Genomic DNA, 11,883 nt, shown 5'->3' on the forward strand with positions numbered 1-11,883 from the left:
TCCCTTGGACGGGCGGGACTGCAGGGGACGCGGGGGTGAGGCGGGTACGGCGGGATGGGTTCAGCGCGAGGTGTCGAAGACCTCGTCGCGGGTGGCCGCGAGCGCGCTCTCCAGCGCGCCGCGCAGCACGGGGTGTTCACGGACGTCACCGACGACGAGGCGCGGCCGGGACGCGGCCAGCTCCTCCAGCTCGGCCTGGACCAGGGCCCGCAGCGGCTCACCGCCGGCGGTGAGGGAGGCGCCGCTGAGCACGACGAGTTCGGGGTCGAGCACGGAGACGAGCGAGGCGAGACCGGTGGCCAGCCCGGTCGCGTACGTCTCCAGCAGGCGCAGGTGCGCTCCCTCGTGCACGGCGGCGGCCCGGGCGACGAGGGCGGCGGCGACCTCGGCGTACGGCCCGCTCGGCACGGGCCGGATGCCCAGCTCGCGGGCCAGCGCCGGGAGTGCCTGGGAGCCTGCCAGTTCCTGGTAGCCGCCGCTGTTGGCGCGGGTGACGTGGCGGACCAGGGGCGCGCCGGGCACCGGCAGGAAGCCGACCTCGCCGGCGCCGCCGGTCCAGCCGCGGTGCAGCCGGCCGCCGAGGACGAGCGCGGCACCGAGGCCGCCCTCGCTCCACAGCAGGACGAAGTCCTCGTGGCCGCGGGCCGCGCCGAGCCGCTGTTCGGCGACGGCGACGAGATTGACGTCGTTCTCGTACTCGACGGGCATCGGCAGCGCGGCGGCCAGCTCGTCGAGGATGCTGGGGGAGTGCCATCCGGGCAGGTGCGAGGCGTAGCGCAGCCGTCCGGTGTTGGGGTCGAAGGCGCCCGGGGTCGCGATGACGAGGCGGTGGACGTCGTCCCGGGTGAGCCCCGCGGCCTTCACGGCCCCGTCCAGCGCGTCGGTGACCTGCCGGACGACGGGGTGGGCGGGGCGCCGGCCGGGCGTGGGCAGCTCGTACTCACCCACGGTCCGTCCCGTCATGTCCGCGACGGCGGCCCGGATGCGCGCGGGGGTGACGTCCAGCCCCGCCGCGTGGGCGGCGCGGGGATTGACGGCGTACAGCTGCGCGTTCGGGCCCGGGCGTCCCTCGCTGGTCCCGGTGGCGAGCACGAGGCCGGCGGCCTCCAGGCGGGCCAGGAGCTGGGAGGCGGTGGGCTTGGACAGCCCGGTCAGCTTCCCGATCCGGGTGCGGGACAGGGGGCCGTGCTCCAGCAGGAGATCGAGGGCGGCACGGTCGTTCATGGCGCGCAGGACGCGCGGAGTTCCCGGCGTACCGGCTGATCCGGCCATGTCTGTCCCCACCTGCCTCTCGGCTGCCCAGCTTTCCAGTGACGCGGCGGGGAAGTCCACACGGGGGCCGGGGCCACCGCATCGCCCATCACTGTTAGGAAAGTTTCCAGTTCGGTGAGAGGAACGTATGCGCGGTGCCGCCGGGGCGTCAAGAGAAACCGCCCCCGCGGCAACAGAGTCGTTACCTGCGGGGGCGCGGATCAATGGGGTGGGGCGGCGGATCACGTGGGCGGGTGCGTGGACGCGAGGGGCTCGGGTTCGGCGGAGGGGCCTCGGGTACGGCGGAGGGGCGCCCGGAGTGTTCCGGGCGCCCCTCCTGCGGTCCGTGCGGGGTCTACCTCTGCCGGGGCGCGATCGGTGACGCGGCCTCCGACTGCGGGGAGGCGGAGTTCGCGTACACCGAGGGGGCCGCCACCGCCGCCGTCGGGTCCGGGGCGGGGAGCTCCTCCGGCTGCACCGTGGAGCCGCCGACGATCCGGATGTCGGCCTCATCGAAGGCCCGCTTGATGCGCCAGCGCAGCTCGCGCTCCACGGTCAGGGCCTTGCCGGGCATCGTCTTGGCCGAGACCCGGACGACCATCGAGTCCAGCAGGACGCTGTCGAGGCCCAGCACCTCGATCGGGCCCCACAGCAGCTCGTTCCAGGGTTCCGCCTTGCTCATGTCCTCGGCGACCTGGTTGAGCACGGAACGGACGCGGTCCAGGTCCTCCGCGGCGCTGACGGTGACGTCGACGCCCGCTGTGGCCCAGCCCTGCGAGAGGTTGCCGATGCGCTTGACCTCGCCGTTGCGGACGTACCAGATCTCACCGTTGTCGCCGCGCAGTTTGGTGACGCGCAGGCCGACCTCGATCACCTCGCCCGAGGCCACCCCGGCGTCGATGGTGTCACCGACGCCGTACTGGTCCTCCAGGATCATGAACACGCCGGACAGGAAGTCGGTGACCAGGTTGCGGGCACCGAAACCGATGGCCACACCGGCCACACCGGCGGAGGCGAGCAGCGGCGCGAGGTTGATCTCGAACGTGCCGAGGATCATCAGCGCGGCCGTACCCAGGATCAGGAAGGACGCGACCGAGCGCAGTACCGAACCTATGGCCTGGGACCGCTGCCGGCGCCGTTCCACGTTCACCAGGAGACCGCCGAGCGCGGTGCCGTCGACGGCCTGCGCCGTCCGGTTCATCCGTTCTATGAACTTGGTGATCGCCCGGCGCACCGCGATTCTCAGGGCCACCGCGATGACGACGATGAGCAGGACGCGCAGGCCGATGCTGAGCCAGGTGGACCAGTTCTGCTCGACCCAGCTGGCGGCGTTGGTCGCGCTCTCCTGGGCGTCCTGGAGCGGGTCGGCCGTCGTCGACGGTGAAGGCGACGGCGTGGCTGCGGCCGGCAGGACGGACAAGAACACGGGGGTACCTCCAGGCGTAGCGGTCCGCCCGCGGCCGGAAATCACGAGAGGGACACCGTCGGGCAGACCCACCACACTAACGGGGCATCGTGTGTGGATCGTTGCGATGCCCGGGGGAGGGACTGTGCTCACCTGGGGATGAACGAGGTGTGGTCGAAAACACTCCCAGCCCGTTACCGGGACATGGTGGCGCTTCCACCAGGCATGAGGGGACACTGGCCACAGATCGTCCCGGCGCGAGCCACGCGCCGCCGGCGTACAAGGAGGCATCCGTGCCGCATGTCCTGGTCCTCAACGCGTCGTACGAGCCACTCGGCGTCGTACCGCTCCGCCGCGCGCTCGTCCTCGTCCTTGAGAACAAGGCCGTCTGTCTCGAGGAATCCGGCGCCTTCATGCACAGCGCGACCGTGACTGTCCCCGCACCCAGCGTGGTCCGGCTGAAGAGGTTCGTCCGGGTCCCCTACCGGGGCCCCGTCCCGCTGACCAGGCGAGCTCTCTTCGCCCGGGACGGCGGCCGGTGCATGTACTGCGGTGGCATCGCCACCAGCGTCGACCACGTCATCCCGCGCAGCCGCGGGGGTCAGCACGTCTGGGACAACGTGGTGGCGTCCTGCCGCCGCTGCAACCACGTCAAGGCCGACCGCCATCTGGTCGAGATCGGCTGGCGGCTGCGCCACAAACCCGCCCCGCCGACGGGGCTCGCCTGGCGCATCATCGGAACCGGCCATCGCGACCCGCGCTGGCTGCCCTACCTGCAGCCGTACGGCGCCGAGGACGCGATGGCCCGGATCGACGGCATCTCCGCCTGACGATCCGGGCTTTTGCACATCCCCGGCCCGGCCTGCGGCACACGGTTCCGCCCGGCCTGCCCGCACACCCGTGCCCGGCCGGCCGCGCACGGCCCCGCGTCAGCCGCGGGGCCCTTCGGGGCGGGCACCGCGCACCGCGCAGAGCGCCAGCCCGGTCACGAACAGTGCCAGCGCCACGGCCCACGCACCCGGCTGCGGCCCCGTCTGCATGGGCCACGCCAGGACTGTCTCGTTTCTCACACGGGGCGCGGACGCCGACAGATACATCCCGCTGAAGTACAGCGTCGTCGGCAGCCAGCTCGCCCGGGCCCCGAACACCGCCGCCGACACCGCCGTGAGCCCGACCGCGCCGAGCGTGTTGCGGACCATCGCCGCCGCGCCGAACACGTCGGCGTGCCCCGGCACCGCGAGGGCGAGGAGCAGCGCCGCGAGCGCGCTGAGCACCAGCAGATGGGCCAGTCGCCGGGGCCACCAGGGGCGTACGGCGGTGTCGTCCAGGTCCCGCGTGGACGAGTGGAGGCTCACCCCGATCGCCGCCGAGGCCAGCAGTGGGGCGAGGGAGAGCAGCGGGACCCTGCGGTACGGGTCCAGATAGGTCTCCGGGCGGCTCGCCGCCCAGAGGGTGAGCAGCGCGGTGCAGACCAGCGCGGCCACGGTCACCGGCAGGTCGCGGGAACGGGCGTACAGGACGAGGGGGCCCGGCGGGCGGAGGCTGTTCACAGGGACGGGACCTCGCTCGGGGCCGGGTCGCACGCACGGGCCGTCGCGAAGTAGCGGCCGAGCCAGGGGCGGCGCTCGGCGTCGGTCATGGCGGCCAGCCGGGCGTATGCCTCGTCCTCGGCGCGGAAACGGGCGGTCTCCCCCTGGTCGCCGCTCGTGCGCGCCCACTCCGCGAGATCCGCCGGCAGGCGGCGGGCCATCGGATCGGGGGCCAGCCAGCGGAGCACGGCCTCGTCGGTCACCCGGACCCGCCGTGCCGAGGGCGTCCCGTCGCAGTCCCAGCGGACCAGCGCGTGCGCGGCCTGCCAGGCGTACCGTTCCGGGTCGGTCACCTCGCCGCGTACGACACCCCAGCCGAACGGCGTGAGCATCGGGAGTTCCGCCTCGTCCCCGCGCGGGCGGCGTCCGAGGTCCTCGAAGCGCACCGGCAGGTTCCGTACGCCCTCCAGGCGGCCGGTGAGACCGGACAGCGCGTCCGTGACCTCTGGCAGCAGGCCGGGACGGGTGGCGTTGACGCACACGTGCGGGGTGACCGACGTGTCGCACACCTGCCGGCGGAACGCGGGGTTGTCGCGCAGCAGGCCGTCACCCGTCTGGACGAGGAGGACGGCGGCGACCAGCGCGGCGCCGAGCGGCAGCAGCGCGGTCGCCCGGCGGCGCGCGGTGTGGACCAGGACCGCGGCGGCGGCGAGAGCGGCCGCCCACAGCACGGAGACGAGCGGATACCACCACAGGGGCAGCTCGCTGTCGTCGTTGCCCTGCACATGCGCGAACACCAGGTGGCGCAGGCCGGACTGCGAGGTGCCCAGGGTGCCGGCGAGGACGTATCCGCAGATCGCCAGCGCGGGCGCGGTCAGCCGCCACGGCAGCACGCGTCCGGCCACGTGCCCGAGCACCGTGCACGCGCCGACGGAGAGGGCGGTCCCCGCGGGGACGGCCGGGGCCGGGCCGCCCGCCGACGCGTAGGGCGCGCAGGCGAGCAGCGCGCCGGCCGCCGCCGCCAGACAGGCCGCGGTCAGCCAGCAGGCGAGCGGCAGCGCCGCCGTCAGGAGCTGGGCCAGCGGGCCACGCGCGGTCGAGGCACGCAGTTCCGTCGTCCCCAGTCGGCGTTCCCGTCCGCCGTGCCAGGCGCCCGCGGCCAGCGCGAAGGGGGCGCCGATCATGGCCGCTGCGGCGCTCAGCCTGGTGGTCGTCTCGCCCCAGCTGCCCTGCCACTGGGACGCGGTCGCCACCAGGGGCCACGCCAGCGCGACCAGCAGCGCGGCACCCGCCCAGGGGGCGAAGCCCCGCAGGAACTCGGTGCGCAGCGGGTGGGGTGCGGGTGCGGCATCGGCCGCGGGCGTCGTGCGGGGCGGACGAACGGGTGCCGCGCGGTACCCGGCGGAGGCCGGCCGGGTCCCTGCGGTCATCGGCCGGCCTCCGCAGGGGTGCACGCGCGGTGGGCCCGCAGGGCCGCTGTGTACCCGCGCTCGATGGCGTTGCCGTCGGAGTCCGCGCCGTCCGCGCCAAGGGCGGCCAGCGACGGCGGGGTGCCGCGGTAGGCGACCCGGCCCGCCTCGATCAATGTGACGTCCGTGCAGGCGGCTGCCACGTCCTCCACCAGGTGGGTCGAGACGAGCACCGTGGCCGTCCCGCCGAGGTCCCGCAGCAGCGCGCGGAACTCGACGCGCTGCTCGGGGTCCAGTCCCGCGGTGGGTTCGTCGAGGAGCAGGACCCGGGGGTCGTTCACGATGGCCTGCGCGATGCCGACGCGGCGGATCATCCCGCCGGAGAGCGTCCTCACCTTCGCGTCGATGCGGTCGGCGAGCCCGACCCGGGTCACCGCGCGCTCGACCGCGGCCGGGGTGGCCGCGGCCGGCATCTCCTTCAGCCAGGCCACGTACGCCACGAACTCCCGCACCGTGAATCCCGGGTAGTACCCGAACTCCTGCGGCAGATAGCCCAGTTCCCGGCGGACCGCGCCGCGCTCCCGGTGGCGGCCGAGGTCGCTGCCGAGCATCTCCACCCGGCCCGAGGCGGGCTCCGCGACCGTCGCGAGGACACGGATGAGGGAGGTCTTGCCGGCCCCGTTCGGACCGAGCAGCCCGTGGACGCCGGGGCCGAAGTCGAGGTCGACGGCGTCCAGGGCGACGGTCCCGCGATGGCGGACGGTCAGGCCGCGGACATGGATGGACGAGGGGCCGGACGGCGTGCCGGTGCCGGTTCTGGTTCTGGTGGGACCGGTGGTTCGGGCCGTGGTGGCGTCGGTGGTTCCGGGGGTCACATCGTCTCCAGACGGTCGTACGCGGTACGGCGCGCGGCGAGAAGCAGGGCGCAGAGCGCGGAGCCCGCCGCCCAGGCCCACTGCGGCGGGGCGCCGGTGAAGTAGAGGGAGAGCTGCTGGGTGAGACGGGCCGTCAGACCCGCACCCGTGTCCGCCAGGACGGGCCCGGCCAGCGCGAGCACCCAGCCGGCGCCCACCACCGCCGAGGCGGCCCGGCAGCCCACGTACCCCGACAGTGCCAGCGTGGCCAGCGTCAGGGCGAGGCCGGGCAGCAGCCAGGCGGCCGCCGGGGGCGCCTGCGGCAGCCGCGGATCGCCGGCCGGGAGCAGGAGGCCCGCCGCCGTCAGCAGGGGCAGGCTCACCGCGAGGACCGCGGCTGTCCGCGTGAGCACCAGCCGCAGCCCGCCGGCGGGCGACGCCGCGGCGATCTCGTGCAGGGGATCGGCGTGCCGCCCGTAGGAGAGTGCGACTCCGGCTACGGGGACGACCGGCGCGACGGCGAGCAGCAGCGGACGCGCCCCGTCGAATCCACCGCCGTACGCGAGGACGAGCGCCCCCACGGCCACGAGCACCACCGCCCCCGCCCAGGCCCCGCGCAACGCGGGGCCCGCGGCCCACAGGGCGCGTCCGGTCCGCGCCCCGGCGGTACGGGCCTGCGTCAGCCTTCTCCCGGCGGTACGGACCTGCGTCAGCCGTTTCCCGGCGGCTCGGATCTGCTCGGGCCGTTGCTCGGCGGTGGGCACCTGAGCCGGCCGTCCCTCGACGGTGCGGACCTGCGCGGGCCGTCCCCCGACGGTCCGGGCGTGCGTGAGCCGTCCTCCAACGGTTCGGAACCGCCCGGGCCGCCGTCCCGCGGTGCGGATCTGCCCGAGCCGCCGTCCCGCGGTGCGGATCTGCCCGAGCCGCCCCCCGGCGGTTCGGACGAGGCCGGGCGCGGTGTCGACCGGGACCGGCGCGGGCAGCGGCGTCCCCGGCGCGGTGCCGGCGGGCACCGGTGCCGACCGCGGGTCTGCCGCGTGCAGGACCGCGTCGCGTACCTCCGCAAGCACCGTCCCCGCCGCTCCCGCCCGTGCCGCGCGCGACGCCCGGACGGCGCACGGGGTGCAGCCCTCCAGGTGTTTCTCCAGGGACCAGGCGTCCGTCTCCGGCAGGGAGCCGTCCGTGTAGCGGGTGATCAGGTCGTCGGGTGCGTGCCAGCCGGTCATGCCGGACCTCCCAGCGTGGCCGGGCCCGGCGCCGGGACCGGGGACGGGTTCAGATGGGCGAGGGCCGCCCGGAGTTCGGCGCGGGCGCGCATGGCGCGGGTCTTGACCGTGCCCTCGGGGATGCCGAGGAGCCGGGCCGTCTCCCGGGTGGTCAGTCCGTCGACCACCGTCGCCCGCAGCACCTCGCGCAGCTCGGGCGAGATGCGGTCCAGCGCCGCGCCGACGTCCCCGTACTCCAGTCCGGCCAGCACCCGTTCCTCGGCGGAGGCCGCCGGCGCCGGTGCCTCGTACTCCACCCGCGCGGCCCGCTCCTGCACCCGGCGCGCGTCCACCAGCCGCCGGGCCGCGATCGTCCACAGCCAGCCGCCGGCCTCCTCGCCCCGGTGGGCGGCCGCCGACCGCCACACGGTCACGAAGGTGTCCTGGAGCACCTCGCGCACGACCTCGGGGTCCGCGCACCGCCGGGTCAGCCGCGTGTGCAGCCAGCCGGCGTGCCGGTCGTACAGCGCGGCCATCGCCGCCGAGTCCCCGTCCGCGACGGCCCGCAGCAGCGCCGCGTCCGTCGCGTCCTCCCGGTGGCCCCCCATGGGGCGGAACAGTCTCACACCCCGTCTATCGACCCCCGCGGCGTTACCGGTTCACCGCGCGGCCCGCCGGTCCCGCCCGGTGTTCCTCGCACCGGGGCACGCCGTACGCTCCGGACGTCACGTCACCGGGCCACGCCGTACCGCCCGGACGTCACCGTGCCGCGCCGCAGGCCACCGGACGTCACCGTGCCACGCCGTACGCCTCCACCGACCACAGCGAGTAGCCGTACCGCGTCGCCCGCCGCGCTCCCTGGACGCGCACGAACCGCACGTCCCGTTCGTCCATGCGCACCGACTCGCGGCCACCCCGCCCGTCCCGCACCTCCGAGGCCGTCCGCCAGGTGCGGCCGTCTCCGGAAACCTGGATCCGGTACGTGGAGGCGTATGCGTCCTGCCAGCGCAGCACCACTTGGCCCAGGCGCACCGGAGCGGCCAGTTCCATCTGCCACCAGGCGTCGTCCCGGGCGGGCGAGGACCAGCGCGTCCCCCGGTCGCCGTCGTTCGCCGCCGACGCCGGGAAGTCCGCCGTCTCGTCGCCCGAGGAGCGTGCCCTCGCGTTCCGGGCGAGGTCGGGTCCCTCCGTGCGGGGAAACGCGCGGACCGTGAAGGCGCGGGTCACCCCGCCGAAACCGACCGTCACCACGTACGTGCCCGAGGGCGTCCGGGCCGGGACGGTGATCTCGACCGGGACGTCGAGCCGCGTGCCGCGCCGCAGGAGCTCCGTCGCCGGGACCCGCGCCCTGACACCCTTGGGTGCCTTCACGGTGAGCTTCCCGCGGACGTCGGACGGGCGCAGGGGGACGAGCCGCGCCGTCACCGACCCGGTGCCGCCGATGGCCACGTCCGTCCGCGTGCGCCCCAACTCCAGTTTCGCGAGGGGGGAGTCGGCGAACCACGGCACGAGGTGCCGTACGTGCGAGGACCCCGCCCCGGTCACCCGCAGGGCGTCCGTGCGCACCGTCGCGGAGATCTCCGTCGCGCCGCCCGGCGCGAGCGTGCCGAGACGCCGCCAGCCCTCGCCGGGAACGTACGCCTCGACGGTTCCGGGCGTCCCGGGATCGGCGAGCACGGTGACCGCGGCGAGGGGGCGGGTGTGCGGCAGGCGGACGGTGCGCCCGCCCGCCGCCCGGCCGTGCTCGGCGGAGGAACCGGGCTCCGCCGACGAGTCGCGCCCGGTCGCGGCGTCGTGACCGGCCGGTGCGTCGTCCCGCACCGCGGACTCGTGATCGAGACCAGCCCAGGCCTCGTACGCCTGTTGCGCCCGGGTCAGGAAGGGGTCGAGGACGCCCTTGCCGACCGTGACCCGGCTCCTGCGCAGTTCGGCGCGCAGGCCGTCGAGGGTGCGGTAGGACTGCCAGGCCGTCGTCGCGTCGCCGCCCGCCTGCGCGCGCAGCATGGTGACGGCGGTGTCGCCCGCGTCCCCGTAGCGCGCCAACTGCCGGCTCCACGGCCGTACTTCGGTGGCCAGCGAGCGGCCGGGCAGGTGCCCGGGTGTCCCGCGCATCACGGCGAACGCGTCCCGCAGCCGCCGCGCCGCCTTGTCCGCCGCCGCGCTGTCCGGTGTCGCGCGGGTCTTGTAGAAGGCCGCGACGAGCGGGCGCAGGTATGCCGACTCGTCGCCGCGCAGGACCGACGACGCGTCGTTCCCGGCCAGCGCGCTCAACGCCCGCTCGCCCCGCGCGTCACCGTCGGCGAGGTCGCCGATCGCGGCCCGCCAGGAGTCCTGGGGGCGGTAGTCGCGGGGATTCCAGGCGTAGTCGGCGGCGGTGAAGAGGGGGACGCGGGACGCCTCCGCCTGGCGCATCGCGTTGGCGAGCAGGCCCGCCGAACCCGTCGCGACCGCGGGCTCGCGGCCCTGGTACGGGCCGAGGAAGATCCGGTCCTGTGCGTAGTCGTTGACCGGGTAGTTGTCCATCGTGACCAGCGGATGCCCGAACGCGTCCCGGGCGGCGGCGAGTTCTCGGCCCGTGATGGTGCGCGGCACGACACCGACGCCCGTCCACGCGACCTCGACGGCGTCGTCCAGCACGCTCGCCAGCGCCCGCCGGTACGCGGTCGGGCCGTCCTGGTAGTACTCGGTCGGCATCAGCGACAACGCCGGTGCGTCCGGGTGGAGTCCGGCCAGCCGCCGGGCCACCGCGTTCGCCACCCGGGCCTGCGCCCGCGCCGCGGACTCCGGCCCCGAGCCGAACTCCTCCGCGTCCGCCGCGCAGTGCCACTCGCTGTAACTGACGTCCTGGAACTGGAGCTGGAACGCGCGGAAGCCCAGCGCCCACATGGTGTCCAGCTTGCGTGTCAGGGCATCGACGTCGGCGTCCGACGAGAAGCACATCGCCTGCCCCGGGGCAACGGCCCAGGCCGGGGTGACGTGATCGCGGACCGCCCGGCCCGTCAACTCGCGGAAGTCGGCGCGCTGTCGGGCCGGATACGGCTCACGCCAGCGCGCCTGGCGGTAGAGGTCGTCGCCGGGCGCGTACAGATAGCGGTTCTGTTTGGTGCGGCCCATGAAGTCCAGCTGCGCCAGGCGCTGTTCCTGGGTCCACGGGGTGCCGTAGAAGCCCTCGGTCGTGCCCCGGACCGCCGTACCCGGCCAGTCGCGGACCAGGACGCCCGCGACGCGCCCGTCGCCGTCGATCAGCTGGCGCAGCGTCTGCACGGCGTGGAAGAGGCCGTCCTCGCCCGCTCCGGCGAGCGCGACCGTGGCCCGGCCCCCGGCCCGGCCGACGGCCAGCCGGTAGCCGCCGGAGGGGAGATCGGCGCGGGGTGGCGCGCCGAGGGCGGCGAGGGCCTTGTCCAGGGGGGTCGCGGCGCGGACACCGAGGGCGTGCGCACCGTCGGTCGCCGCGCTTCCGGCGTGCCCGCCGAAGGGGTACGCGCTCCTGCCGTCCCCGGCACCACCGCGACCGCCACCGTCGCGGCCGCCGGGGCCCGCGGTGCGACCCGAGCCGGTGGTGCCGGTCGAGCCCGCGGTGCCGCCCGGGCGCTTCGGTCCGGTGGGCTTCCTGGCGCGGTCGGTGCCCGCCGTTCCGCTGCCCGGTGTCTGACCGCCGTGCGCCGACTCGCCGTACGAAGGCAGGCCGTGCGCCGACTCGCCGTGCGCCGTCTCGTACGTCGGCCTGTCGTGCGCCGACTCCGCGCCCGCGCGCACCACCAGTGCGCCCGCGCGCAACGCGTCCGCGGGGAGCGGGTCGCTGTCACCCACCGTCGTGACCTTCCGCGCGCCGGCCTGCCACAGCAGCGCCCGCAACGCGTCCAGGGCGTACGGATCGGCCACCGCGTCGGCAACCAGGATCACCTCGTCCGTCACCGTGACGGCAAAACCGCCCGCGCTCAGGGACTGCGGGCGCGGCCAGACCGACGGCAGGGCCTCCGCGCGCGGCGCCTCCGCGGCGGCGGCAGCCCGAACCCGGGCGCCTGCGGCACCCGGCGCCGCGGAGGCACCCGGCGCCACGCCCAGCGCACTCGCGGCGAGGACGAACGCGAGCACGGCGGCACCCTGCCCCCGGCGGAGCGGAACGGCACCCGGCCCCCGCCGCACGGTCCCCCGTCCCCGCCGAAGCTGTACGGCTCCCATCCCGCGCCGGAGCTGCAACAACAGCCCCTCCCTTGTCGTTCGGCTCCC

Annotated in this window: 9 protein-coding genes; 1 reads left to right on the forward strand and 8 read right to left on the reverse strand. The window is 75.5% G+C overall.

The window, feature by feature from the left end; genetic code table 11:
- Nucleotides 1–60 precede the first annotated feature (60 nt).
- Both AC0ZLC_RS09650 and AC0ZLC_RS09655 read right to left on the reverse strand, forming a co-directional pair.
- A complete protein-coding gene (locus AC0ZLC_RS09650) occupies nucleotides 61–1,272 on the reverse strand; it encodes an ROK family transcriptional regulator (protein ID WP_476751474.1) in 1,212 nt (403 codons plus the stop codon).
- 334 nt (nucleotides 1,273–1,606) lie between these two features.
- Entirely contained in the window at nucleotides 1,607–2,677 is a 1,071-nt protein-coding gene (locus AC0ZLC_RS09655; protein ID WP_476751475.1) for a mechanosensitive ion channel family protein, read from the reverse strand.
- Nucleotides 2,678–2,949: 272 nt separating this feature from the next.
- Here AC0ZLC_RS09655 and AC0ZLC_RS09660 point away from each other — a divergent pair, with 272 nt between their 5' ends.
- Nucleotides 2,950–3,486, forward strand: coding sequence for an HNH endonuclease (locus AC0ZLC_RS09660; protein WP_358849898.1), 537 nt, complete (start codon nucleotides 2,950–2,952; stop codon nucleotides 3,484–3,486).
- Nucleotides 3,487–3,585: 99 nt separating this feature from the next.
- Here AC0ZLC_RS09660 and AC0ZLC_RS09665 read toward each other — a convergent pair whose 3' ends face one another.
- The 6 genes from AC0ZLC_RS09665 to AC0ZLC_RS09690 all read right to left on the reverse strand — a co-directional run bounded on the left by AC0ZLC_RS09665 (nucleotide 3,586) and on the right by AC0ZLC_RS09690 (nucleotide 11,748).
- Complete coding sequence (locus tag AC0ZLC_RS09665) at nucleotides 3,586–4,206, reverse strand: hypothetical protein (protein ID WP_476751476.1); 621 nt, start codon at nucleotides 4,204–4,206, stop codon at nucleotides 3,586–3,588.
- A complete protein-coding gene (locus AC0ZLC_RS09670) occupies nucleotides 4,203–5,615 on the reverse strand; it encodes a hypothetical protein (protein ID WP_476751477.1) in 1,413 nt (470 codons plus the stop codon). The genes AC0ZLC_RS09665 and AC0ZLC_RS09670 overlap by 4 nt, the downstream gene beginning before the upstream one ends.
- Nucleotides 5,612–6,376: an ABC transporter ATP-binding protein gene (locus tag AC0ZLC_RS09675; protein WP_476751595.1), complete on the reverse strand. Its 765-nt coding sequence runs from the start codon at nucleotides 6,374–6,376 to the stop codon at nucleotides 5,612–5,614. The genes AC0ZLC_RS09670 and AC0ZLC_RS09675 overlap by 4 nt, the downstream gene beginning before the upstream one ends.
- Nucleotides 6,377–6,465: 89 nt before the next feature.
- Nucleotides 6,466–7,674 carry a zf-HC2 domain-containing protein gene (locus AC0ZLC_RS09680; protein ID WP_476751478.1) on the reverse strand — a complete coding sequence of 403 codons (1,209 nt, stop codon included), beginning with the start codon at nucleotides 7,672–7,674 and terminating at the stop codon, nucleotides 6,466–6,468.
- Nucleotides 7,671–8,261: an RNA polymerase sigma factor gene (locus AC0ZLC_RS09685; RefSeq protein ID WP_476751479.1), complete on the reverse strand. Its 591-nt coding sequence runs from the start codon at nucleotides 8,259–8,261 to the stop codon at nucleotides 7,671–7,673. Before AC0ZLC_RS09685 ends, AC0ZLC_RS09680 begins: the two co-directional genes overlap by 4 nt.
- Nucleotides 8,262–8,442: 181 nt before the next feature.
- Nucleotides 8,443–11,748 carry a beta-N-acetylglucosaminidase domain-containing protein gene (locus AC0ZLC_RS09690; protein WP_476751480.1) on the reverse strand — a complete coding sequence of 1,102 codons (3,306 nt, stop codon included), beginning with the start codon at nucleotides 11,746–11,748 and terminating at the stop codon, nucleotides 8,443–8,445.
- Nucleotides 11,749–11,883: the final 135 nt, after the last annotated feature.

It is taken from the genome of Streptomyces sp. GLSS-08 (assembly GCF_056387915.1).

What these genes read in the sequence shown, in the direction of transcription:
- AC0ZLC_RS09650 (WP_476751474.1), bottom strand. Translation starts at nt 1,272, where the DNA reads ATGGCCGGATCAGCCGGTACGCCGGGAACTCCGCGCGTCCTGCGCGCC.
- AC0ZLC_RS09670 (WP_476751477.1), bottom strand. Translation starts at nt 5,615, where the DNA reads ATGACCGCAGGGACCCGGCCGGCCTCCGCCGGGTACCGCGCGGCACCC.
- AC0ZLC_RS09680 (WP_476751478.1), bottom strand. Translation starts at nt 7,674, where the DNA reads ATGACCGGCTGGCACGCACCCGACGACCTGATCACCCGCTACACGGAC.
- AC0ZLC_RS09685 (WP_476751479.1), bottom strand. Translation starts at nt 8,261, where the DNA reads ATGGGGGGCCACCGGGAGGACGCGACGGACGCGGCGCTGCTGCGGGCC.